Below are 22,246 nucleotides of genomic sequence, written 5' to 3'. Positions count from 1 at the left end.
GTCGCCCGCGACTGGCGGCTCGAGCGGCCGCGCTATGTAGGTGCGGCCGTGACCTGGTCGGAGTGGATCGCCTTCCCGGGCGGCGGGACATCGGCGTCCCGCACTCACACCGCCGGTCACCCCGATCCGGGCAGCACGAGTCCGCTCTCGTAGGCCAGGACGGCGATCTGCACCCGGTCGCGCAGGCCGAGCTTGGCGAGCAGCCGCGAGACGTAGGTCTTCACCGTCGCCTCGCTGAGGAAGAGGAGACCGGCGATCTCGGTGTTCGACCTCCCCGCCGCGATGAGCGTGAGCACCTCCGTCTCGCGGTCCGTCAACACGGGCAGCGCCACTGCCTGCGACGGCGGCGGTGCGAACTGTTCGAGCAGTCGTCGGGTGACCTGCGGGGCGAGCATCGACTCGCCGGTCGCGACGATCTCGACGGCCCGGACGAGGTCGGCCGGGCGCAGGTCCTTGAGCACGAAACCGGACGCTCCTGCCCGCACGGCGTCGTAGACGTACTCGTCGAGATCGAAGGTGGTGAGCACGAGCACCCTGGTCGCGGGGAGCTGCGCCACGATCCGGCGGGTGGCCTCGATCCCGTCCAGGCGCGGCATCCGGATGTCCATGAGCACGACGTCCGGGGACAGCGCCCTCGCCCGCTCGATGGCCTCGACCCATCGGCGGCCTCCCCGACGACGTCGAACCCCGACTTCTCGAGGATCAGCCGGAATCCCGCCCGGAGCAGCTCCTGGTCGTCGACGATGAGCACCGAGGTGGTCACGATCGCTCCACCGGCAGGACGGCTTCTCCGAGGAAGCCGCGCGGATCCGCCGGGCCGGCGCGCAGGGATCCGCCGTAGAGCTCGACCCGTTCGCGCATCCCGATCAGGCCGTGGTCCGAACCGGTCGTCCCGGCCACGGGGATCCCGTCATCGCGCACCCCCAGGTGCAGCCCGTCCTCCGCATGATCGACGGTCACCTCGACCGCCGCTGCACCCGTCGCGTGCCGCCGGACGTTGGTCAGCGCCTCCTGGACGATCCGAGAGGCCGCGAGGTCGATCCCCGCCGGCAGGCCCCTTGGAGTGCCGTGCACCGCGAGGGTGACCGGGAGCCCACTGTCGCGAGCGTCGTCGACGAGCTGCGTGACCGCGGCCAGTCCCGGCTGCGGCACGCGCAGAGCGGTCTCGTCCTGATCCCGGAGCATCGTGACGAACCGCCGCATCTCCCCCAGCGCCTCGGCCCCGGTGAGCCGGATCGTCTCGAGCGAACGACGCACCTCGTCCTCGTCGTCGCTGACGAGCTGGGCCGCTCCCGCCTGGACGACGATCACACTCATCGCATGGGCCACCACGTCGTGCAGCTCGCGCGCCATCCGGGTGCGCTCCCCGAGATTCGCCTGTGCGGTCCGGGCCGCGGCCTGAACCTGGGCGTCGATCGCCTGCTGCCGCGCCAGCGCGGCCTGGTTCGCCATCACCCGCTGCCAGGTCCCAGGGCATAGGCGCCGAACAGTACGCTCCAGTGGAAGACGATCTCGTCAGGGACCTGCAGCTCCGGCACGAGCAGGTCGCCGACGAGCATGGTGCCGATGATCAGCGCCGCTCCGAGGTAGGGTTCCCGCCCCTTTCCGTGGCGCGCCACGGCGAAGGTCGTCAGCACCATCGGGACGAACTGTCCGTAGAACAGCAGGTAGGTCACCCCGGCGATGTGCAGACCGCTGAACAGGATGAGGGCCACCCCGGCGGCGATGAGCGGACGGGTGCGGCGCACCACCATGGCCGCCGCCACGATGACGACCTGCGCCGAGGACAGCCACAGATTTCCGTCCCCCTCACGGGAGACGAACGGGACCCAGACCTCCAGCAGGCCGACCACGAGCACAGCGAGGGCGATCATGAGATCGACGATCCTGGACCGGTGCCGCTCCATATATTCACGGTAGGCCGGTCGGGCACCCGTGGCATCATCCCACGGATGACAATCTTCGGACCATACAACAGTGGTGCTCACTGCTCCCCGGGCCCTCCCTGGTGGCGTTCCCGGCGCCGAGGCGGTCCGCGCGGATCTCGGTGCTGCACGGGCAGGCCGCCGCGGGAGTCAACCATGGGTGACATCGAGCAGCCTCAGGCTCATCCCGCGGAGGACACCGGGCACGACCCGGGGCCGATGCCGGGCGCGCTCTGCGGTGGTGTGCTGGAGACATGAACAGAAAACTTCGACTTCTCGTCGCCATCAGCCTCGTCCTCTTCGCAGCCTTGTCGATCGTCTGGACACTGCTCCTCCCCGACAGCGCCGTCGACCCCCAGAACAGCCTGCTCGTGATCGCCGACGCCGGCGCCACCGCCCCGATCGCCGTCCTGGCGCTCACCCTCAGCCAGCTCGCCTTCATGATCGCCTTCGTCGGAGTCGCGGTCTGGCTCCATCCGGCCACCCCCGGGCTGGCGTCGATCGGCGGTGCACTCGCCATCCTCGGCGGCTTCGGCCACACCGTGTTCTGCGGGGTCGAGATGGCGCGCCACGCGCTGGCCGCCGACCCCACCGCCAACCTCGCGGCCGCCGGCCGGCTCGAGTCCTACCTGCCGCTGATGCCATTCATGATGGCCGGCCTGATCTGCACGGTGGTGGGCCTGGTGCTCCTCGGCATCGCCCACCTCCGCTCCGGCACCGCGCCGCGCTGGGCCGGCCCGGTGCTCATCGCGTTCGTCCTCGTCGAGTTCGTCGGCGGCAACTTCACCGAGTGGGCGACCTACCTCTCAGGCCTGCTCCTGCTCGGCGCCTGCACGGGTCTTGCTGCGAGCGTGCTCCACGGCGCACACCCGCTCCCGAGGCGCGCGGACCGCACCCCGAGTGATGTCACCGTGGGGCGTGGGAGTCCTCAGCACACCTGATGACGCGTCGCCCCGCCGAGAGGACGGGACGGAGGGGGCATCCACCGGTCGGTGGGTGCCCCTGCCGTCGGCGCCCGCGAACCGGTAGCGTCGGATGCACGACGACGCATCCGCCCCCACGCGGCGGCACACAGGAGAAGGAGCCAGGATGAAGATCACCGGAGCTGTCCTCGAGGAGATCGGGGCCGCGCGCCCCTACGCCGAGTCCGCACCGCTGCGGGTCCAGGAGCTCGAGCTCGATCCGCCCGGACCCGAGGAGGTGCGCATCCGGATCCGCGCCGCCGGCCTGTGCCACTCGGACCTGTCCGTGGTCGACGGCAACCGCGTCCGCCCCGTCCCCATGCTGCTCGGGCACGAGGCGTCCGGGATCGTCGAGGAGGTCGGGTCGGCCGTCACCGACCTCGCCCCCGGCCAGCAGGTCAGCACGGTGTTCCTGCCGCGCTGCGGGGAGTGCGCGAACTGCCGCACCGACGGCAAGCTCCCCTGCACCCCCGGCACCGCGGCGAACAACGCCGGACACCTCGTCGGCGACCACATCCGCCTCCACCGCGGCGACGAGGACGTCCTCCACCACCTCGGCGTGTCCGGCTTCGCCACCCATGCAGTCCTCCACCGCACCTCCGTGGTGCCCGTCGGCGACGATGTGCCCGCGGACATCGCGGCCGTGCTCGGCTGCGCCGTGCTCACCGGCGGCGGCGCTGTGATCAACGCCGGCGACCCGGCCGAGGGTGACGACGTCATCGTCGTCGGCCTCGGCGGGGTCGGGATGGCCGCGCTCATCACCGCCGTGTCCCTGGGCCGGGGGAAGGTCATCGGGGTCGATGCGAACCGCGACAAGCTCGACCGCGCCACCGAGCTCGGCGCGGACGCCGTCCACACACCCGAGGAGGCGGAGGACGCCGAGGTGCGCGCCCCGGTCGTCATCGAGGCCGCCGGCCACCCCAAGGCCTTCGAGACCGCCGTGCGGCTCACCGGGGTGGGCGGCACGACGGTCACGGTGGGCCTGCCCTCCCCCGATGCCCGGTCCTCGATCGCGCCGCTCACCCTCACCGCCGAGGCGCGCACGATCATCGGCTCCTATCTGGGCTCCGCGGTGCCGGCCCGGGACATCCCCGTCTACGAAGGGCTCTGGCGCGACGGGCGGCTCCCGGTGGGCGAGCTGATCTCCGGGCACATCGGGCTCGCCGACATCAACGCCGCCCTCGACACCCTCGCCGACGGACGGGCGGTCCGGCAGGTCATCCTGTTCGACGAGACCGCGCCCACCGGCTGAGCGCGGGTCCTGTGCGCATCTGGTCGCTCCACCCCTCCCACCTCGACCGGCAGGGGCTCATCGCCTGCTGGCGGGAGACGCTGCTCGCCCAGAAGGTGCTGCGCGGGCAGACCCGTGGGTACCGCAGCCACCCGCAGCTCGTGCGCTTCCGCGAGCTCGACGCGCCGGTCGCCGCGATCGGCGCCTACCTCTCCGGGCTCGCCGCCGAGGCGGATGCCCGCGGTTACACCTTCAACCGCGGCCTCATCGTCGACGACGCGTGGGACGGCACCATCGAGGTCGCCGAGGGGCAGATCGCGTTCGAGTGGGACCACCTGCTGGCCAAGCTCAGCATCCGCAGCCCCGCGCACGCCGAGGCCTGCGCGGAGCGGGCGCGGGACGGTGACGTGCCAGCGCTCCACCCGCTCATGTTCGCGGTGCCCGGGCCGCGCGCGGAATGGGAGCGCGGCTGAGCCTCGGATGCTAGGGCCCAGTGGCATGCGTCACAGCTGGGGAGAGACCGTCGACATTCCGACCGGATACCTCAACACCGCGAGCATCGGTATTCCGCCGGGCCGCGTCGCGGAGGCGATGAGGACGGCACTCGAGCGCTGGGCGCAGGGACGCACGACGGTCGCAGAGTACGACCCTCCCGTCGCGGCCGCGCTCCAGGGGTACGCCGATCTCATCGGGGTGCCGGTGAGCAGCGTGACGATCGGCGGCAGCGCCTCGGCGCTCATCGGGCTCGTCGCCGCAGCGGTGCCGGACGGGGCCCGGGTGCTCGTCGCCGACGACGAGTTCACCAGCGTGACCTACCCGTTCGTCGTCCACCGCCCCCGAGGCGTCGTCGTGGACTCCCGACCGCTCGCCGAGCTGCCGGGGGCCGCCCCGGGCTACGACTGGGTGGCGGTGAGCGTGACCCAGTCCACGGACGGCGCAATGATCGACCTCGACGGCCTGCGGGAGGCGACGGAGCGCGCCGGCACCCGCGTGCTGCTCGACGTCACGCAGACGGCCGGGTGGATGCCCCTGCATCTCGACTGGGCGGATGCCGTGGTGTGCGCCGGCTACAAATGGCTGCTGAGCCCCCGCGGAGCCGCCTGGATGGCGCTCCGACCCGCCACCGCGGCGGGCATCAGGCCGCTCGCGGCGAACTGGTACGCCGGCGCCGACCTCCAGGGCTCGATGTACGGCCTGACACCCGAACTCCACGCGGACGCCCGGCGCTTCGACGCCTCGCCGGCGTGGCTGAGCCACGTGGGTGCCGGGGTCGCGCTCCCCTGGCTCGCCTCCCTCGACCTCGAGGCCGTGCGCGCCCACGCGGTCGGCCTCGCGAACCGCCTGCGCGCGGGCCTCGGCCTGCCGCCGGGCGACTCGCCGATCCTCTCCCTCGACGGATTCGACGGAGCGAGCCGCACGCTGGACGAGGCAGGGGTGAGCCACGCGGTGCGCGGGGGCAGCATCCGGCTGTCCTGCCACCTGTACTCGACGGAGGAGGATGTCGCCGCCGCCCTCGCGGTCCTCACGTCCTGAAAAGTAGTGGCATTTCCGCAACTACTTTCCATACCGGAAACTATTTGCTACGGTGGTTCCAACAGCACATCCACACCAGGAGGAACCGCCATGAACACCCAGCACACGAACATCTCCCCCGCCGAAGCAGCCGCACTCGTCGAACGCGCGGACGCCTCGACCCGCAGCGCCAAGCAGTCCGACGCCTGGCCGATCGTCGTCCTCGAGATGGTGCTCGGCGCCGTCCTCTCGCTCGCGCTCCTGGCCCAGGTCGTCGCAGGCACCACCACCGGCGGGACGCTCATGGTCGGCGCGGGGCTCGCCTGGCTCGTGCCCGCGTTCATCCTCTACTTCCGGTACGCCAAGGGCTGGCAGCGCGGCACGACCTTCCGGTTCGTCGGATTCGTCGTGTTCGCCACGCTGTGCCTGGTCCTCGGCGTCTCCACGGTCGGAGTGCTCGGATTCGGCTGGGTGCCGTTCGCGGCCGCGGCCGCGATCTGGGTCGCCACGCCGATCGCTGCCCTTCTCGAACTGCGCGACTGAGTCGCAGAACAGGAGACCGCGTCATGGACACGAAGAACTCGACGTCGGGGGCCGACATCGCCGGCACGCTCGACGCCCTCCACCCCGACCTCAACCATCCCACCCGCCTGGCCATGCTCGCCGGACTGCAGAACCGGGAGCGCGCGGAGTTCAAGCTCATCCGCGAGACGCTCGGGGTCTCCGATTCGGTGCTCTCCCGGCAGATGACGACTCTCGAGAAGGCCGGGCTCCTCACGGTATCGAAAGGCTTCGTCGGCAAGCGTCCCCGGACCTGGCTGGCGATCACCGAGGACGGGCGCTCAGCCCTCACCCGGCACCTCGCCGCCCTCCGCACCATCGCCGAGGCGCAGTTCGGTGAGCAGGAGGACTGAGCTCGACGACAACAGATCCGCTCCGCCTGCGGAGCACCGGTCGAACAAGGGCCGCCCCGACCGGGGCGGCCCTCGTCATGTGCCGAGGAGAGCGCGCAGGCCGCCGATGAAGGTGTCCTCGGCGTCGGGATCGTCGACTCCGAGCATCGACCGGTTCTGCTCGACGGCGACCTGGCCGAGCACGAACCCCATGGTCGCCGCGAGCCGGTGCCCGTCGAGGGCGGCGGCCAGCGCCTCGGGCACGGCGCGTTCGGCTTCGAGGGCGTAGGCGAGGAGATGGATCTCCGCGCCGTCGCGGTAGCTCAGGAGCACCTCGCGCAGGGCGAGGGCGACGACCACCGGTGCGGGCTTCGCTGCGGCCGGGCACCGGGTATCCACCTGCTCGGTGAATCGGCGGGCGACGAGGGCGAACAGCTCCTGCTTGTTCTTCACATGCCAGTACAGGGCGGAGGGCTGCACGTCGAGCTCCCGGGCGAGCCGGCGCATCGACAGGTCGCCCATGCCGAACCGGGAGAGCACCTCGAGCGCGGTGTCGGTGATCGACTCCGGGGTCAATGCCATACCCGCTCCTCCCTGCACCTCGACTCCCTGCGTGCGGCCGTTCCATTCCTATCAGACATGCTCGACCAGACCCGCTCGAGCCGGGCCGCCCGCCGGCCCGGACACCGCGACGAGTGACACCGATCACAGGCCGCGCGAAGGGGACGGAGCCGAATTGGTCGAATCCCCCGGGTGTGGTTATAGTTGTTCTTGCTTCGCGCATCGGGATATGGCGCAGCTTGGTAGCGCGCCTCGTTCGGGACGAGGAGGTCGTGGGTTCGAATCCCGCTATCCCGACCATCCGGAAACCGGCTCTGATCAGCACAAACGCTGATCCGGGCCGGTTTTCTCATCCCCGTGAAACAGCAATTTTCGAAGGTTCCTGAGAGCGGTTCCACCAGATATTGCAGTCTCGGCGAGCGGCGTCGAGATTGCGAAGAACGGCGTTCCAGCTCTCAGGAACCTTCTGAAATCGAGGTCTCGTCAGAGGGCGGCGGTGATGCGCTCGGCGTTGGCCTTGAGCACCTCGGGCTCGGCCATCGGGCCCTTGTTCGCGGGATCGAAGTCCTTGATCGCATTCGTCGGCCAGACGTGGATGTGGACGTGGGGCACCTCGTAGCCCTGGATCATCACACCGATCCGCTCGCAGCCGAACGCCGTCCTCTGCGCCACGCCGATCTTCTGCGCCACCGCGAACAGATGCGCGGCGAGGTCCTCGGGCAGGTCGATCCAGTGGTCGATCTCCTCGCGCGGGACCACGAGCACGTGCCCATCGGTCATCGGGGCGACGTCGAGGAACGCCGCACACTTCTCGTCCTCGTAGACGAAGGCGCCGGGGATCTCCCCTGCCATGATCTTCGTGAAGATGCTTGCCATGATCAGTCCTTCCGGTTGCGGATAGCGGATAGCGGTTCGTGGAATACAGGGGTGCACGGCCGACAGCGCTCGGCCGGCGGGAGAGGTGCGCCGGCGCCGCCTGCACCGGGTGCGGGACCCCGCGGTACGGAGCCGGCACCGACGGGAGATCAATCCGGCGGAGGCGGCCCGGCGGGCAGGAACACGGTGAAATCGCGCGCCTCGGCCACCGGGCCCGTGAGCACCTGCTCCACCGTGCCGTCCGTGCCGATGAGGAAGGTGCCGCGCGTCGCCATGCCGCGCTCCTCGTCGAACACGCCGTAGGCGCGGGCGACCTCACCGTGGGGCCAGAAGTCCGCCGCGAGGGAGAACGGGATGCCCATGTCCAGAGACCACGCCTGCAGGGCGTACTTCGAGTCGACGGACACGCCGATCACGGTGATGCCGGCGGCGGTGAAGTGTTCGTGGAGCTCCCGGAGCACATGCATCTCGCCCCCGCACACTGCGGAGAACGCGAAGGGGTAGAACACGAGGAGCACCGGCCCCTCGCGTCGCAGCGCGGCGAGCTCGAGCGGCTCGCCGTACTGCGATCGCAGCGCGAACTCCGGCGCGATCGATCCGACGGCGAGGGCGGGCACCGGCGCTCAGCTGTAGTTCTTCTTGCCCACCAGCCGGAACCCGGACCAGTCCGGTCCGGCGCTGATGGTCTTCGTCAGGTGCATGCCCGCCGTCGGCGCCGCATGGGAGATGTCGGCCGGCGGGATGTGGCCGGGACGACCGGCCTTCGGGGTGAACAGCCACACGAAGCCGCCCTGGCCGAGCATGGTCTGCGCGTCGACGATCGCGTCGGTGAGGTCCGGGTCGTCCGAGCGCCACCACATCACGACGACATCGAACACGTCGTCGACATCGTCGTCGGCCATCTCCTCGCCGGTGATCGCCTCGATGACCTCGCGGAGGTCGAAGTCGACGTCGTCGTCGTACCCGAGCTCCTGGATGTACTGCCCGGCCTTGAGGCCCAGGCTGTCCTTGAGTTCCCCGAGGTCAGCCTCGGATGTGTGCAGTGTCCTCTCGGAAGGCGTAGTGCTCATGCGCACATTGTCCACGCCCGACTGCTGTGGGGGCAAATACATCGCTCGGACACCGGTCAGAATTCACACAATCGATACTCAGGGACGCCGCCCCGGCCCGCCGCTCGCCCGCCGCGCACCGTCCACACGCCCGGTGCGTGCCCCGCCGCGGGACAGAGAGGATGCTCCGCGGGAGGGAGACCGCCGCCACACGCGCACCCTTACGCACGGCGGCGAAACCGGACTAGGCTGGGAGGAGCCCCTGAGGCGGAGATGGCCGACGGCGCTCATCCAGCACCGGCGCCCACGTTCCCGCCCGTCCGCCGACGGCACCCCGTCGAACCGAGAGGACTCCACGAAGTGGTCAACAAGAGCAGCGGACCGATTCTCAACGGTCTCCCGAGCCACGTTCCCGATATCGACCCCGAAGAGACCCAGGAATGGCTCGAGTCCCTCGACTCCCTGGTCGATGACGGCGGCCGGACCCGGGCCCGCTACGTCATGCTCCGGCTGATCCAGCGCGCCCGCCAGAAGAGCCTCGGCGTGCCCAGCCTCACGGCGACCGACTACGTCAACACCATCGGGCCCGACGACGAGCCCTGGTTCCCCGGCGACGAGGACGTCGAGCGCCGCTTCCGCCGCTGGATCCGCTGGAACGCCGCTGTCATGGTCCACCGCGCCCAGCGACCCGGGATCGAGGTCGGCGGCCACATCTCGACCTACGCCTCCGCCGCCACCCTCTACGAGGTCGGCCTCAACCACTTCTTCCGCGGCAAGGACCACCCCGGCGGCGGCGACCACATCTTCTACCAGGGCCACGCGTCCCCCGGCATGTACGCCCGCGCCTACCTCGAGGGCCGGCTGAGCGAGGACCAGCTCGACGGCTTCCGCCAGCAGGTCTCCCACCGCATCGGCGACAAGCCCGGCGGCATCCCGTCCTACCCCCACCCGCGGCACATGCCCGAGTTCTGGGAGCACCCCACAGTGTCGATGGGCCTGGGCCCGATGAACGCGATCGCGCAGGCGCAGTTCGACAAGTACCTCCACAACCGCGGCATCAAGGACACCTCCCAGCAGCACACCTGGGCATTCCTCGGCGACGGCGAGATGGACGAGCCGGAGAGCCGCGGCATGCTCCAGACCGCCGCCTACGAGGAGCTCGACAACCTCACCTTCGTCGTCAACTGCAACCTCCAGCGCCTCGATGGCCCGGTGCGTGGCAACGGCAAGATCATCCAGGAGCTCGAGGCGTTCTTCCGCGGTGCCGGCTGGAACGTCATCAAGGTGATCTGGGGTCGCGAATGGGACGCCCTGCTCGCCAAGGACCGCGACGGCGCGCTCGTCAACCTCATGAACGCCACCCCCGACGGCGACTACCAGACGTACAAGGGCGAGTCCGGCGGATTCGTGCGCGACAACTTCTTCGGCCGCGACCCGCGCACCAAGGCGATGGTCGAGGACTACTCCGACGAGCAGATCTGGCAGCTCAAGCGCGGCGGCCACGACTACCGCAAGGTGTTCGCCGCGTACCAGCAGGCGATGAACCACACCGGTCAGCCGACCGCGATCCTCGTCAAGACGGTCAAGGGCTATTCGCTCGGCCCGCACTTCGAGGCGCGCAACGCCACCCACCAGATGAAGAAGATGGCCCTCGAGGACCTCAAGATGGCCCGCGACCACTTCTCCATCCCGATCTCCGACAAGGACCTCGAGGAGAACCCGAAGATCCCGCCGTACTACCACCCCGGTGAGGACGCACCGGAGATCAAGTACCTGCTCGATCGCCGTCACGAGCTCGGCGGGTTCACCCCCGAGCGCCGCTCGAAGTACGTCGACCTCGCGCTGCCCGGCGACAAGGAGTTCGCCGGCGCGAAGAAGGGCTCCGGCAAGCAGGAGATCGCCACCACCATGGCGTTCGTGCGGATCCTCAAGGACCTCATGCGCCACAAGGAGTGGGGCCCGCGGATCGTCCCGATCATCCCGGACGAGGCCCGCACCTTCGGCATGGACTCGTTCTTCCCGACGGCCAAGATCTACAACCCGCACGGGCAGAACTACGTCTCCGTCGACCGCGACCTGTTCCTCGCCTACAAGGAGGCGACCGACGGCCAGCTGCTCCACATGGGCATCAACGAGGCCGGCTCGACCGCCGCGCTCACCGCGGTGGGCACCTCGTACGCCACCCACGGCGAGCCGCTGATCCCGTTCTACATCTTCTACTCGATGTTCGGGTTCCAGCGCTCCGGCGACGCCTTCTGGGCGGCCTGCGACCAGATGGCCCGCGGGTTCATCCTCGGCGCGACCGCCGGGCGCACCACCCTCGTGGCCGAGGGCCTGCAGCACGGTGACGGGCACTCCCACGTGCTGTCCTCGACGTACCCGTCGATCATCTCCTACGACCCGGCCTACGCCTACGAGATCGGCCACATCGTGCGCGACGGGATCGAGCGGATGTACGGGCCCGACGACTCCCGCGACCCGAACGTCATGTACTACATCACGATGTACAACGAGCCGATGGTGCAGCCGCCGGAGCCGGAGGACATCGACGTCGAAGGTGTGCTCAAGGGCATCTACAAGCTCGCCGACGGCCCCGAGCTCGACGGCCCGAAGGTCCAGCTGCTCGCCTCCGGCGTCGCGGTCCCGTGGATCGTCGAGGCCCAGCGCCTCCTCGCCGAGGACTGGGGCGTGAGCGCCGACGTGTGGTCGGTGACCTCGTGGCAGGAGCTGCGCCGCGACGGCCTCGCCTGCGACGACGAGCGCCTGCTCGATCCGGCCGCGGAGAAGCGGATCCCGTTCGTCACCGCGAAGCTCGCCGAGGCGCGCGGTCCGATCATCGCGACGAGCGACTACACCCGCACCGTGCCGGACATGATCCGCCAGTACGTGCCGGGGCACTTCACCTCGCTCGGCGCGGACGGCTACGCGATCTCCGACACCCGCCCGGCGGCCCGCCGCCACTTCCTCATCGACGCCCCCTCCGTGGTCGTGCAGGCGCTCATCAGCCTCGCCGACACCGGGGAGATCGACCCGTCGACCGCTGCCGAGGCGGCGAAGAAGTACCAGCTCGACGATCCGCGGGCCGGCGCCACCGGCTCGACGGAGGGCGCCAGCGCCTGACCGCACTGACCGGCACGAGCGACCGGCACCGCTGCTCGCTGCGACCGGCGGCATCACAGGACGGGCCGCGGAGGGAGACCTCCGCGGCCCGTCTTGTGGTCCGGGCACAAGAAAGTTGTCGGTCTGCGGTTACAGTGGGGATCATGCCGACAGCCGCCGATGCCCAGTCCGCTGCGATCCGCGGGCGCGCCGAGACCAGCCGCAGGCTCAAGGCCGGACAGGCCGTGCTCTCCAAGCTCACCCTCCAGCGCATCGAGGCGCAGCTCCCCTGGTACCGGGCGATGAGCTCGGCCGACCGCGGCTGGGTGGTCGTTCTCGCCAACTCCGGCATCTCCTCCTTCATCGACTGGTACCGCAAACCCCAGACGCCGCTGCGCGTGGTCGGCGACATCTTCAAGTCCGCCCCGCGCGAGCTCGTGCGCTCGGTGTCGCTCCAGCAGACCCTGCAGCTCCTCCGGGTCGTCGTGCAGGTCGTCGAGGAGCGGGTGACCGAGCTCGCCCGCCCCTCCGAGCAGTCCGCCCTCAAGGAGGCCGTGCTCATCTACTCCCGCGAGATCGCCTTCGCCGCCGCGGACGTCTACGCCCGGGCCGCCGAGGCGCGCGGCAGCTGGGACGCCCGGCTCGAGGCGATGGTCATCGACGCGCTCGTGCGCGGGGACTCCGTCGACGAGCTCGCCAGCCGCACCGCGGCGTTCGGCTGGCGCTCCGACGGCGCCGTCCACGTGCTCGTCGGCCGCGCGCCCAAGCGCAGCGCCCACCGGAGCATCGACGAGATCCGACGGGCCGCCCAGAAGTGGGCGGAGGACGCGCTCCTCGGCGTCCACGACGACCGGCTCCTCATCGTGCTCGGCGGGGTCGAGGACATCGACCGCACCGCGACCTCGCTCGCCCACTACTTCGGCCCCTCGGAGGTCATCATCGGACCCCGGGTCGACTCGCTGGCCGAGGCGGGCACCTCGGCCTCGGCCGCCGTCTGGGCGCTCCGGACGGCCGCGGCCCGGCCGGCCACCCCGCGCCCGGTCCACGCCGCCGATCTCCTGCCGGAGCGGGCGATCGCCGGGGACCGCAGCGCCGTCGCCGAACTCATCTCACGGTTCTACGAGCCGCTCGGTGCGGGCTCCGGGCAGCTCCATGACACGGTCGCGGCCTACCTCGAGTTCGGCGGTTCCCTGGAGACCACCGCGAAGGCCCTCCACGTCCACCCCAACACCGTGCGCTACCGGCTGCGGAAGATCACCGGTCTCATCGGCATCGACCCGACCGAGGCGCGCGCCGGTTTCGTCGTGCGGATCGCCTTGGTGTACGGACGACTGTCCGAGGCCGGGCAATTGTCGAACGGACACAAATCCACTGTGCCCGGCAGTCCCCTGACCTAAGCTGGACCAGAACGTCGACCGAGAGGACCCCTCACCAGTGCTCGTCATCGCCTGCCCGGGACAGGGCGCCCAGAAATCCGGATTCCTCAGCTCCTGGCTCGAGCTCCCCGGCTTCGCCGAATCCATCGATGCGCTGTCCGCGGCCTCCGGGATCGACCTCAGGCTCCACGGCACCGAATCCGACGACGCGACGATCAAGGACACCGCGCTCGCGCAGCCGCTGCTCGTCGCCTCCGCGATCGCCGCCTCCCGCGAGCTCCTGCGCGACCTGCCCGCCCCGCAGGCGGTCGCAGGCCACTCCGTCGGGGAGATCGCCGCCGCGCAGATCGCCGGCATCCTCGACGCCGAGGCCGCGATGGAGTTCGTGCGCGTGCGCGCCACCGGCATGGCCGAGGCCTCCGCGGCCGCCCCGACCGGGATGGCCGCCGTGGTCGGCGGCGACCCGGATCAGGTGCTCGCCGCGATCGAGGCCGCCGGTCTCGCACCGGCGAACATCAACGGCGGCGGGCAGACCGTGGCCGCCGGTGCACTGGAGAACATCGACGCGCTGGTGGAGAACGCCCCCGAGCGCGCCCGCGTCATCCCGCTGCCGGTGGCCGGCGCCTTCCACACCGCGTACATGGCCCTCGCGCAGGAGCCGCTGCGGGATCTCGCCGGCACCCTGACGGTGCACGACCCGCAGATCACCATCCTCACCAATGCCGACGGCCGGCCGGTGGGTTCCGGTGCGGAGTACCTCGGGCTGCTCGTCGACCAGGTGACGAGCCCCGTGCGCTGGGACCTGTGCCAGCAGCAGCTCCTCGACATGGGCGCCACCGGTCTCATCGAGCTCGTGCCCGGCGGCACCCTCACCGGGCTCGCCCGCCGCGCGATGAAGGGCGTCGAGACGCTGGCGCTCAAATCCGCGGACGACCTCGAGGCCGCCCGCGCATTCGCGCAGACCCACGCCCAGGCGTGAACGAAGGAGGAAGAGCCATGCCCACACTGCAGACCCCGGCACCCAATCGGTTCTCGCGGATCGCCGGCATCGGCGGCTACCGCGCCGAGCACGCCGTGCCCAACGCCGACCTCGTCGGCCCGATCGACTCGTCCGACGAGTGGATCCGGCAGCGCACCGGCATAATCACCCGTCATCGCGCGGGCGAGGACGTCGCCGTCCTCGACATGTGCGAGGAGGCCGCGGTCGAGGCGATCGCCAACGCCGGGCTCAAGCCCGAGGACATCGGCGCCGTCCTCATCGCCACGGTGACCTTCGGCACGCCCACGCCGTCGGCGGCCTCCGCGCTCACCACCCGGCTGGGCACCGGCCCGGTCCCGGCCTGGGACATCTCCGCGGCCTGCGCCGGCTACTGCTACGCGATCGCCCAGGCCGACGGCCTCGTGCGCTCCGGCACGCTCGACAACATCCTCGTCATCGGCGTGGAGAAGCTCTCCGACTTCATCGATCCCACGGATCGCACGATCTCCTTCCTGCTCGGCGACGGCGCCGGCGCGGTGGTCGTCACCTCCTCCGACACCCCGGGCATCGCGCAGAGCGTGTGGGGCTCGAAGGGCGAGAACTGGGAGACGATCCGGATGACGAACTCCTTCCTCGACCTGCGCGACGACCGCGAGACCCCGTTCCCGACCCTGCGCCAGGACGGGCCGAGCGTGTTCCGCTGGGCCGTGTGGGACATGGCCGAGGTCGCCAAGGAGGCCCTCGAGGTCGCCGGCATCGAGTCGCAGGACCTCGCCGCGTTCGTCCCGCACCAGGCGAACATGCGGATCATCGACGAGCTCGCCAAGCAGCTCAAGCTGCCCGACTCCGTCGTCGTCGCCCGCGACATCGCGGACAACGGCAACACCTCGGCGGCCTCGATCCCGCTCGCCACCGAGCGCCTGCTGCGCGAGCACCCGGAGCTCCACGGCGGGCTCGCCCTGCAGATCGGCTTCGGCGCCGGCCTCGTCTACGCGGCGCAGGTCATCGTCCTCCCCTGAACCGGAACGCCGCCCGCACCGGTGGGGCGGCGACGCACCTCGGCCCGGCAGGGCCGATGTCGTAGGATTCTGACGGGACACTCGTCGAATCACGTTCCACGCGAAATCCGTCCGACCCCCTCGGGCCGGCGGACCACATGAGAAAGAAGGATAGGAAAATGGCACACACCGAAGCCGAAGTCCTCTCGGGACTCGCCGAGATCGTCAACGAGGAGACCGGACTGGCTCCTGAGGCCGTCGAGCCGAGCAAGTCCTTCACCGACGACCTCGACATCGACTCGATCTCGATGATGACCATCGTCGTCAACGCCGAGAAGAAGTTCAGCGTGAAGATCCCGGACGACGACGTCAAGGACCTCGTCACCGTCCAGGACGCCGTGGACTACATCGTCAAGGCCCAGCAGGCCTGACGGTCCCCTGCTGCGGGGCGGCCCCGGACACACCGGGTCGCCCCGCGGCACCGCACTACTGATTCGACGAGGTTTCACACCATGACTTCCACTGTTGTCGTCACCGGACTCGGTGCCGTCACCCCCCTCGGCACCGGAGCGGACGCCACCTGGCGCGCCGCCCTGGCCGGAACGTCGGGTGCACGCACCCTCACCAACGACTGGTCGGAGAAGTACGGCATCCCCGTCGACTTCGCCGCACCCATCGACGCCTCGGTCGTCGAGGAGAACCTCACGCGCGTCGAGGCCAAGCGCCTCGACCCCAACAGCCGCTTCGCCCTGATCGCCGCCCGGGAGGCCTGGCAGGACGCCGGCGCCCCCGAGGTCGAGCCCGAACGGCTCGCCGTGTCCTGGGGCACCGGGATCGGCGGCGCCTGGACCCTGCTCAACGCCTGGGACACGCTGCGCGAGGAGGGCTCGCGCCGCGTCATGCCGCTCACCGTGCCCATGCTCATGCCCAACGGACCCGCTGCCGCCGTCGGCATGGAGTTCTCCGCCCGCGCAGCCGTGCAGACGATCGTGTCAGCCTGCGCGTCGTCCACGGAGAGTATCGGACACGCCTTCGACCAGCTGCGCTCCGGGAAGGCCGACGTCGTCATCGCCGGCGGCTCCGAGGCCGCGATCCTGCCCGTCACGCTGTCCGCGTTCTCCTCGATGCGCGCCCTGTCGCGCCGCACCGACTCGCCCGAGACCGCCTCGCGCCCCTACGACATCGACCGCGACGGCTTCGTCATGGGCGAGGGCGCCGGCACGCTCGTGCTCGAGCTCGAAGAGCACGCGAAGGCCCGCGGCGCGAAGATCTACGCCGAGATCGGCGGCTGGGGCATCTCGAACGACTCGTACCACATCACCGCCGGCGAGCCCGAGGGCCGCGGCTCGATCCTCGCGATGCGCCAGGCCCTCGAGACCGCCGGTCTGCAGCCGGCCGACATCCGCCACATCAACGCGCACGCGACGTCCACCCCGGTGGGCGACGTGCCCGAATCGCTGGCGATCAACGCCCTGCTCGGCCCGCACGCCTCCGATGCCATGGTCTCGGCCACGAAGTCGATGATGGGCCACCTGCTCGGCGGTGCCGGCGCGGTCGAGGCCGTGCTCACCGTGCTCGCTGTGCAGAACCGCACCGCTCCTCCGACGATCAACATCGAGCAGGTCGATCCGCAGATCGAGCTGACGATCGCCCGCGACACCCCGCAGGAGCTCCCGGCCGGTGAGATCGCCGCGCTGACGAACTCGTTCGGCTTCGGCGGCCACAACGCCGTCGTCGCCGTCAAGAGCGTCTGAGAGCACTTCCGGGCGCGCCGAACGGCCGCCTGTCCGCTGCAGGTCTGCGGGCAGGCGGCCGTTCGCATGGAGGGAGGCAGGGGCACCGGTGACAGGCATCGGGGTGCCGGGGCGCGCCGCACGCAGGGCGGCGCAGGTGGAGCGGGTTCAGCCGACCTTGGTGAGCCAGCGCACCGGGGCGCCCTCACCGGCGTGGCGGAAGGGTTCGAGCTCGTCGTCCCAGGCCTGACCGAGCGCCTTCTCCATCGCACCGGCGATGTCCTCGCCGTGCTCGGCCGCACGGACGAGCACCGAGCGGATGATGTCCTCGGGCACGACGATGTTGCCGAACGCGTCGGTGGTGGCGTGGTAGATGCCGAGCGAGGGGGTGTGGCTCCAGCGGCCGCCGTCGATCCCGGCCGAGGGCTCCTCGGTGACCTCGTAGCGCACGCCGTCCCAGCCGCGCAGGGCCGAGGCGATGCGCGCGCCGGAGCCGCCGGGCGCCTTCCAGCAGATCTCCGCCCGGAACATGCCCGGTGCGGCCGGCTGCGGCGTCCAGTCGAACTTCGCCTGCGCGCCGATGGCCCCGCCCGCTGCCCACTCGATGTGAGGGCACAGCGCACGAGGTGCTGAGTGGACGAAGAGCACGCCCTGCGTCATATCCATATCTGCCTCCTGCGGTTCGGATACGTCTTCCCCTACGATCCGAATATGCGGAGGTCTGCGGTCATTGTATGGCATGGTCAGGGCCGGTGCCAGCACCCGCGCCGGGCGGGTGCGCCCGCGGTGCTCAGGCGGATGCCGGTCGACGGCCGAGGCGCGGGGCCCCGCCGCGCAGCCGGCCGGTGGCCCAGACGAGGACGATGGTGACCTGCACGAGGCCGGCGACGATCGCACCGACGGCCGCCCACGGCGGGCCCGCGAGGATCCCGGCGAGCACCCCGAGCACCCCGATCGAGCCCACGCACACCCCGAGCCACAGGATCATGCGGGTGACGAACGCCCAGGCGTAGGGGATGAAGTGGAAGCCGACGAAGGTCGCGTTGATCGCCGGCTGCAGGTGCTCCATCCCGACGTCGCGGGCCGCTCCCCCGGCGAGGTTGACGCCGACGGCCATGAGCACGATGCCGCCGATCCAGATCGGCAGCGCCGACCAGTGCATCAGCGGCGGATGTCGGTGCGCATCCGGGTGCGCTGCGGTTCAGGCATCCCGGCGACCCAGCGGGGTTCGTTCGGGTGCGCCTCGGCGCGTGCGGTGTCCGTCATCGGGGCCGCGTCGTCTCTCAACCGGCCGCGGTGTCGAACTCGGCCTTGATGTCGCGTTTGAGGAGCTTGCCGGCGGCGTTGCGGGGCAGGTCCCTGCGCTGCATGACGACGTGGGAGGGGATCTTGAACTTCGCGATCCGGGTGTCGAGGAACTCCCGGAGCCCCTCCTCGGAGAGGGTCGAGCCGGGCACGCACTGCACGACGGCGGCGACCTCCTCACCGAGCTCCTCGTGCGGGATGCCGATAACCGCGCAGTCGGCGACGTCGGGGTGCTGGTGGATCGCGGCCTCGACCTCGGCGGAGTAGACGTTCTCCCCGCCGCGGATGATCATGTCCTTGGCGCGGTCGACGATGTAGACGAAGCCCTCCTCGTCGATCCGGGCGAGATCGCCGGTGTGGAGCCAGCCGTCGACGATCGCCTGGGCGGTGGCCTCCGGCCGGTTCCAGTATCCGGTGACGACATTGGCTCCCCTGATCCGCAGCTCCCCGAGCTCGCCGGGAGGCAGCGGCTCCCAGGTCGCGGGGTCGATGACGTCGACATCGCAGATCGGCACCGGTCGGCCGACGCTGTCGGGCTTCTCGATGTAGTCCTGCCCGCGGTTCGCGGTGGTGAGCGAGGAGGTCTCGGTGAGGCCGTACCCGTTGCCCGGAGCCGCCTGCGGGAGGAGCTCGGTGGTCCGGCGGACGAGCGCGGGAGCGGCCGACGCTCCCCCGGAGCCGATCCCGGTCAGGCTGCTGAGGTCGCGGTCGGCGAAGTCCGGGTGCTGGTAGAGCTGGGTGAGCATCGCCGGCACGCCGGTGAAGCTCGTCACCCGTTCGCGCTCCATGAGCTCGAGAGCGACCCCGGCGTCCCACTTGTGCATGAGCACGAGGGTGGCTCCCTGGCTCACCGCGCCGAGCAGCACCGCATGGCAGCCGGTGGCATGGAAGAACGGCACCGCGACGAGGATCGCCCCCGGGGGCGCCGGGTTCGCCAGGAGCTCGCGCAGATTGCTCCCCTGCCGCAGCTGCTCCCGGGCCGCGGCGTACCGCACGCTCATGACGTTGCCGCAGATGTTTCGGTGCGTGCCGAAGGCCCCCTTGGGGGTGCCGGTGGTGCCGGAGGTGTAGAAGATCGTCGCGCCGTCGTCCGGACCGATCTCGCAGTCCGGCAGCTCCGCGGCGCCGGGGACCTCGGCCATGTCCCGCGCGCCGGCGGGCAGCTCTCCGGCGGGACGGGCCACGAGCACGGGGAGGTCGAGGGCGGGCAGCACATCGGAGAGGCGCTCGAGGCGCTCGTCGTCCGCGAGCAGCACGCGCGCTCCGGAATCGCGCAGCCCGAACTCGAGCTCACCGGCGGCCCACCAGGCGTTGAGCGGTACGACGACGGCGCCTGCGCAGGCTGCGGCGAAGAAGGCGATCGACCATTCCGGGTAGTTGCGCATCGCGATGGCGACTCGGTCCCCCGGGCGGATCCCGTACTCCTCGACGAGCGCGTGCGCGAGCCCGGCCACACGGCGGAAGTGCTCGGCGTAGCTCAGGCGGTCGGTGCCGAGCACGAGCATGTCCCGGTCCCCGTGCTCGCGTGAGGCCTCGATCATCGCGCGCAGGCTCGGCGGGGCGTGGCGCCAGGCGCGCACGGTGACTCCGGAGCGATCGATCTCGATGGTCTCGAACGGCGCGCCGGGAGCGGTGAGCTCCGCGTCGACCTCGGCATGCGACCTCAGTGCTGTCATGTCGTCGGCTCTCCTCGATCTCTCCCGGCACCTCGGTGTGCCGTACCGGTGCCCCCGGCGGGGCTTGAACCCGCGACCAAAGGATTATGAGTCCTCTGCTCTGACCAGCTGAGCTACAGGGGCGTGCAGCCTGCGCGCGGAGCGACGCACAGGTCACCGATGGTGTCCTGCGCCACGGCGGGCGTGCCGTCGCCAGGCTAGCAGATGGGCGCCACGCTCAGCGTTCGACGAGGATGCCGTCGGGGTCGGCCCACATCATGCGTCCCGGGACCAGCCGCACCTCACCGATCGTCACCGGGACGTCGACCTCACCGACCCCGTCCTTCGACGACTTGCGCGGGTTCGAGCCGAGTGCTTTGACCCCGAGGTCGAGCGCAGCCAGCGCGGTGCGGTCGCGGACCGCGCCGAGGATGACGACGCCGGCCCAGCCGTTCTCCACCGCGGCCGCGGCGATGAGGTCGCCCATGAGCGCCGATTCGAGCGAGCCTCCCCCGTCGACCACGAGCACTGCGCCGTCCCCGGGCGAGTTGAGAGTCTGCTTGACGAGCCCGTTGTCGCGGTGGCACACGATCGTGCGGATCGGGCCGGAGAAGGACTCCCGCCCGCCGAGGTCGAGGAACTGGAGCGCGACGGAGTCGAGCTCCTCGCCGCGCTCGTCGTAGAGGTCTGCTGTGGAGATCATGGGGCGATCCTAGCCGAGCGGCCGGATCCTGCTGAGGACGCCGCGGGCGGCGTCGACGCAGGTGTAGCGCTCCGAGGTGACGTAGACGTCGTACTCGACGCGGCCGTCGGGCCCCGGATCGGAGCGCCGGGAAGCTGCGACCATGGCCGACCAGTCGGAACCGACGACGATGACGGCGTACTCGCGCCGCAGCGGGTCGGAGGCGTCGACCATCCCCGAGCGCACGCCGGGGATCGGCGGCTCCTCGAACCCGCCGGACAGCGCGGCGACGAAGCCGGCCGAGCCGCTGAGCACGGAGAAGTTCTCCCGTGTCGCGGTGATGAGCTCCTGGTCCTCCCCGAACACACCGATCACCACGGACGATTCTCCGCCGCTCGCCAGCGCCCGGCGCTGCAGGGACTGCATCTGCGCGGTGAGCAGCGGCTCGTCCATGACGAGCGGATCGCGGCGCAGCGCGCGGGTCGCGGAGAACGGCGTGCCCTGCACCGCGGCGTTCCGGGAGAAGTGGTCGGCGAGCGGATCCTCCGGCGGGTTCGTCAGCGGCTCCGGCGCGGTCGAGGGACCGCCGTAGAGCGGCCCGGTGACGAACCGCACCCCGAGGGCGCGGACCATCTCGAGGTCGTCCTCGTGGCGCACACCGGTGGCCATGATCACTCCGCCGGTGCGCTCGGTGTGGGCGTGGAGGAGGCGGATGAGCTCGGCGAGGTGGGCGGTGTCGGTGATGTCGAGGACCCCGGGATGCAGGGTGACGACGGACGGGTTGACGAGCGGCAGGAACGCCGCGGTGGCGAGGTCGACTCCGATCTCCTCCATCCCGATGCCCCAGCCCTGCGAGCGGGCAAGGCGGACCGAGCGGAGCACCGCGGCCGGGCTCGCGGCGATCCGCTCCGGGTGAAGCTGCAGGATGACCGAGCGGTCGGGCTCGTCGGTCCGATCCTCGACGGTGACGAGGGATTCCGGCTCGGCCTGGAGGAAGAGGCGGGTGTGGGTGGGGAGGCCTGCGGCCTCGGCGGCGCGCAGACCGATCGAGCGCAGCGAGGCGTCGAAGTCGCCGATCAGCTGGGAGGCGCGGATGTCGGCGCGGAGCCGGGCCGAGGCGCTGCCGGTGCCGTCCTCCGAGCCGTGCTCGAGGTGCTGCAGGGTGTAGCCGGCGGGCTCCCCGGTGAAGCGGTCCACCACGGGGGCGAAGTGGGTGTCGATGAGACCGGAGCGGATGAGCCGCTCGAGCTCTGCGGTCGAGGTGTCGACGCTGTCGGTCTGCACGATGCAGTGGTCTCCTCACGATGGTTGCGCCCGTGGAACCCGTCCAGGGTCTCATATCGGCCGCTCCGGTTCACGGCGATCCGGGATTTATGACAGGACTGACACAGGATCGTGCCGCACCCGTCG

Annotated in this window: 23 protein-coding genes, 2 tRNA genes and 1 pseudogene; 13 read left to right on the top strand and 13 right to left on the bottom strand. The window is 70.7% G+C overall.

Annotation, left to right across the window (positions count from 1 at the left end):
- Positions 1-116: 116 nt before the first annotated feature.
- The 3 genes and pseudogenes from AB0I45_RS06465 to AB0I45_RS06455 all read right to left on the bottom strand — a co-directional run bounded on the left by AB0I45_RS06465 (position 117) and on the right by AB0I45_RS06455 (position 1,874).
- A pseudogene (locus AB0I45_RS06465) lies at positions 117-763 on the bottom strand (response regulator transcription factor).
- Positions 760-1,452, bottom strand: coding sequence for a histidine kinase (locus AB0I45_RS06460; protein ID WP_345030895.1), 693 nt, complete (start codon positions 1,450-1,452; stop codon positions 760-762). Before AB0I45_RS06460 ends, AB0I45_RS06465 begins: the two are co-directional and overlap by 4 nt.
- A complete protein-coding gene (locus AB0I45_RS06455) occupies positions 1,452-1,874 on the bottom strand; it encodes a hypothetical protein (RefSeq protein WP_345030892.1) in 423 nt (140 codons plus the stop codon). The genes AB0I45_RS06460 and AB0I45_RS06455 overlap by 1 nt, the downstream gene beginning before the upstream one ends.
- Positions 1,875-2,179: 305 nt before the next feature.
- Here AB0I45_RS06455 and AB0I45_RS06450 point away from each other — a divergent pair, with 305 nt between their 5' ends.
- The 6 genes from AB0I45_RS06450 to AB0I45_RS06425 all read left to right on the top strand — a co-directional run bounded on the left by AB0I45_RS06450 (position 2,180) and on the right by AB0I45_RS06425 (position 6,544).
- Positions 2,180-2,866, top strand: coding sequence for a hypothetical protein (locus AB0I45_RS06450; RefSeq protein ID WP_345030890.1), 687 nt, complete (start codon positions 2,180-2,182; stop codon positions 2,864-2,866).
- 148 nt (positions 2,867-3,014) lie between these two features.
- Positions 3,015-4,139 (top strand): alcohol dehydrogenase catalytic domain-containing protein, encoded by a 1,125-nt coding sequence (locus AB0I45_RS06445; protein WP_295686957.1) that lies wholly within the window; start codon positions 3,015-3,017, stop codon positions 4,137-4,139.
- Between the two features lie 11 nt (positions 4,140-4,150).
- Complete coding sequence (locus AB0I45_RS06440) at positions 4,151-4,591, top strand: pyrimidine dimer DNA glycosylase/endonuclease V (protein WP_345030887.1); 441 nt, start codon at positions 4,151-4,153, stop codon at positions 4,589-4,591.
- 118 nt (positions 4,592-4,709) lie between these two features.
- The gene (locus tag AB0I45_RS06435) at positions 4,710-5,651 is read left to right on the top strand and encodes an aminotransferase class V-fold PLP-dependent enzyme (RefSeq protein WP_345030885.1); all 942 of its coding nucleotides are present in this window, start codon (positions 4,710-4,712) and stop codon (positions 5,649-5,651) included.
- A gap of 90 nt (positions 5,652-5,741) precedes the next feature.
- Positions 5,742-6,173, top strand: coding sequence for a hypothetical protein (locus AB0I45_RS06430; protein ID WP_247618621.1), 432 nt, complete (start codon positions 5,742-5,744; stop codon positions 6,171-6,173).
- 23 nt (positions 6,174-6,196) lie between these two features.
- Positions 6,197-6,544, top strand: coding sequence for a transcriptional regulator (locus AB0I45_RS06425; RefSeq protein ID WP_345030881.1), 348 nt, complete (start codon positions 6,197-6,199; stop codon positions 6,542-6,544).
- A 75-nt stretch (positions 6,545-6,619) separates the two neighbouring features.
- Here the strand turns inward: AB0I45_RS06425 and AB0I45_RS06420 are convergent, their stop codons facing one another.
- Entirely contained in the window at positions 6,620-7,105 is a 486-nt protein-coding gene (locus tag AB0I45_RS06420) for a TetR family transcriptional regulator (protein ID WP_345030878.1), read from the bottom strand.
- Positions 7,106-7,307: 202 nt separating this feature from the next.
- Here AB0I45_RS06420 and AB0I45_RS06415 point away from each other — a divergent pair.
- Positions 7,308-7,384 (top strand) — tRNA-Pro (locus tag AB0I45_RS06415).
- Positions 7,385-7,567: 183 nt separating this feature from the next.
- Here AB0I45_RS06415 and AB0I45_RS06410 read toward each other — a convergent pair.
- The 3 genes from AB0I45_RS06410 to AB0I45_RS06400 form a co-directional block, all read right to left on the bottom strand.
- Entirely contained in the window at positions 7,568-7,960 is a 393-nt protein-coding gene (locus AB0I45_RS06410) for an HIT family protein (protein WP_345030876.1), read from the bottom strand.
- A 149-nt stretch (positions 7,961-8,109) separates the two neighbouring features.
- A complete protein-coding gene (locus tag AB0I45_RS06405; RefSeq protein WP_345030874.1) occupies positions 8,110-8,577 on the bottom strand; it encodes a redoxin domain-containing protein in 468 nt (155 codons plus the stop codon).
- A 6-nt stretch (positions 8,578-8,583) separates the two neighbouring features.
- The gene (locus AB0I45_RS06400) at positions 8,584-9,030 is read right to left on the bottom strand and encodes a DUF3052 domain-containing protein (RefSeq protein ID WP_137319605.1); all 447 of its coding nucleotides are present in this window, start codon (positions 9,028-9,030) and stop codon (positions 8,584-8,586) included.
- A gap of 339 nt (positions 9,031-9,369) precedes the next feature.
- Between AB0I45_RS06400 and aceE the strand changes: the two genes are divergently transcribed.
- From aceE to AB0I45_RS06370, 6 genes are all read left to right on the top strand, one after another.
- Positions 9,370-12,129 carry a pyruvate dehydrogenase (acetyl-transferring), homodimeric type gene (aceE, locus tag AB0I45_RS06395; protein WP_345030872.1) on the top strand — a complete coding sequence of 920 codons (2,760 nt, stop codon included), beginning with the start codon at positions 9,370-9,372 and terminating at the stop codon, positions 12,127-12,129.
- A gap of 143 nt (positions 12,130-12,272) precedes the next feature.
- The gene (locus AB0I45_RS06390) at positions 12,273-13,505 is read left to right on the top strand and encodes a helix-turn-helix domain-containing protein (protein ID WP_345030870.1); all 1,233 of its coding nucleotides are present in this window, start codon (positions 12,273-12,275) and stop codon (positions 13,503-13,505) included.
- 37 nt (positions 13,506-13,542) lie between these two features.
- Positions 13,543-14,463 (top strand): ACP S-malonyltransferase, encoded by a 921-nt coding sequence (locus AB0I45_RS06385; RefSeq protein ID WP_345030868.1) that lies wholly within the window; start codon positions 13,543-13,545, stop codon positions 14,461-14,463.
- Positions 14,464-14,480: 17 nt separating this feature from the next.
- Positions 14,481-15,482: a beta-ketoacyl-ACP synthase III gene (locus tag AB0I45_RS06380; RefSeq protein ID WP_345030865.1), complete on the top strand. Its 1,002-nt coding sequence runs from the start codon at positions 14,481-14,483 to the stop codon at positions 15,480-15,482.
- Between the two features lie 158 nt (positions 15,483-15,640).
- Positions 15,641-15,892: an acyl carrier protein gene (locus AB0I45_RS06375; protein ID WP_137319601.1), complete on the top strand. Its 252-nt coding sequence runs from the start codon at positions 15,641-15,643 to the stop codon at positions 15,890-15,892.
- A gap of 81 nt (positions 15,893-15,973) precedes the next feature.
- Positions 15,974-17,215 (top strand): beta-ketoacyl-[acyl-carrier-protein] synthase family protein, encoded by a 1,242-nt coding sequence (locus AB0I45_RS06370; RefSeq protein WP_137319600.1) that lies wholly within the window; start codon positions 15,974-15,976, stop codon positions 17,213-17,215.
- Positions 17,216-17,362: 147 nt separating this feature from the next.
- Here AB0I45_RS06370 and AB0I45_RS06365 read toward each other — a convergent pair whose 3' ends face one another.
- The 6 genes from AB0I45_RS06365 to AB0I45_RS06340 all read right to left on the bottom strand — a co-directional run bounded on the left by AB0I45_RS06365 (position 17,363) and on the right by AB0I45_RS06340 (position 22,120).
- Positions 17,363-17,854, bottom strand: coding sequence for a DUF3145 domain-containing protein (locus tag AB0I45_RS06365; RefSeq protein ID WP_345031168.1), 492 nt, complete (start codon positions 17,852-17,854; stop codon positions 17,363-17,365).
- Positions 17,855-17,984: 130 nt separating this feature from the next.
- Entirely contained in the window at positions 17,985-18,356 is a 372-nt protein-coding gene (locus AB0I45_RS06360; RefSeq protein ID WP_345030861.1) for a hypothetical protein, read from the bottom strand.
- A 121-nt stretch (positions 18,357-18,477) separates the two neighbouring features.
- Positions 18,478-20,175, bottom strand: coding sequence for an AMP-binding protein (locus AB0I45_RS06355; RefSeq protein ID WP_345030858.1), 1,698 nt, complete (start codon positions 20,173-20,175; stop codon positions 18,478-18,480).
- 49 nt (positions 20,176-20,224) lie between these two features.
- Positions 20,225-20,298, bottom strand: a tRNA-Ile gene (locus AB0I45_RS06350).
- 94 nt (positions 20,299-20,392) lie between these two features.
- Entirely contained in the window at positions 20,393-20,857 is a 465-nt protein-coding gene (rraA, locus tag AB0I45_RS06345) for a ribonuclease E activity regulator RraA (protein WP_345030855.1), read from the bottom strand.
- A gap of 9 nt (positions 20,858-20,866) precedes the next feature.
- Entirely contained in the window at positions 20,867-22,120 is a 1,254-nt protein-coding gene (locus AB0I45_RS06340) for an EAL domain-containing protein (protein ID WP_265809679.1), read from the bottom strand.
- Positions 22,121-22,246 lie beyond the last annotated feature (126 nt).

Source organism: Brevibacterium sp. NPDC049920 (assembly GCF_040656435.1).
Classification (GTDB): Bacteria; Actinomycetota; Actinomycetes; order Actinomycetales; family Brevibacteriaceae; genus Brevibacterium; species Brevibacterium pityocampae.
The sequence above is the reverse complement of the archived record's forward strand: the minus strand, read 5'-3'. Positions and strand labels throughout refer to the sequence as shown.

Coding starts and splice junctions, on each gene's coding strand:
- AB0I45_RS06460 (WP_345030895.1), bottom strand. CDS start 1,452: ATGGCGAACCAGGCCGCGCTGGCGCGGCAGCAGGCGATCGACGCCCAG.
- AB0I45_RS06455 (WP_345030892.1), bottom strand. CDS start 1,874: ATGATCGCCCTCGCTGTGCTCGTGGTCGGCCTGCTGGAGGTCTGGGTC.
- AB0I45_RS06450 (WP_345030890.1), top strand. CDS start 2,180: ATGAACAGAAAACTTCGACTTCTCGTCGCCATCAGCCTCGTCCTCTTC.
- AB0I45_RS06445 (WP_295686957.1), top strand. CDS start 3,015: ATGAAGATCACCGGAGCTGTCCTCGAGGAGATCGGGGCCGCGCGCCCC.
- AB0I45_RS06435 (WP_345030885.1), top strand. CDS start 4,710: ATGAGGACGGCACTCGAGCGCTGGGCGCAGGGACGCACGACGGTCGCA.
- AB0I45_RS06430 (WP_247618621.1), top strand. CDS start 5,742: ATGAACACCCAGCACACGAACATCTCCCCCGCCGAAGCAGCCGCACTC.
- AB0I45_RS06425 (WP_345030881.1), top strand. CDS start 6,197: ATGGACACGAAGAACTCGACGTCGGGGGCCGACATCGCCGGCACGCTC.
- AB0I45_RS06420 (WP_345030878.1), bottom strand. CDS start 7,105: ATGGCATTGACCCCGGAGTCGATCACCGACACCGCGCTCGAGGTGCTC.
- AB0I45_RS06410 (WP_345030876.1), bottom strand. CDS start 7,960: ATGGCAAGCATCTTCACGAAGATCATGGCAGGGGAGATCCCCGGCGCC.
- AB0I45_RS06400 (WP_137319605.1), bottom strand. CDS start 9,030: ATGAGCACTACGCCTTCCGAGAGGACACTGCACACATCCGAGGCTGAC.
- AB0I45_RS06390 (WP_345030870.1), top strand. CDS start 12,273: ATGCCGACAGCCGCCGATGCCCAGTCCGCTGCGATCCGCGGGCGCGCC.
- AB0I45_RS06380 (WP_345030865.1), top strand. CDS start 14,481: ATGCCCACACTGCAGACCCCGGCACCCAATCGGTTCTCGCGGATCGCC.
- AB0I45_RS06375 (WP_137319601.1), top strand. CDS start 15,641: ATGGCACACACCGAAGCCGAAGTCCTCTCGGGACTCGCCGAGATCGTC.
- AB0I45_RS06370 (WP_137319600.1), top strand. CDS start 15,974: ATGACTTCCACTGTTGTCGTCACCGGACTCGGTGCCGTCACCCCCCTC.
- AB0I45_RS06365 (WP_345031168.1), bottom strand. CDS start 17,854: ATGACGCAGGGCGTGCTCTTCGTCCACTCAGCACCTCGTGCGCTGTGC.
- AB0I45_RS06360 (WP_345030861.1), bottom strand. CDS start 18,356: ATGCACTGGTCGGCGCTGCCGATCTGGATCGGCGGCATCGTGCTCATG.
- AB0I45_RS06355 (WP_345030858.1), bottom strand. CDS start 20,175: ATGACAGCACTGAGGTCGCATGCCGAGGTCGACGCGGAGCTCACCGCT.
- rraA (WP_345030855.1), bottom strand. CDS start 20,857: ATGATCTCCACAGCAGACCTCTACGACGAGCGCGGCGAGGAGCTCGAC.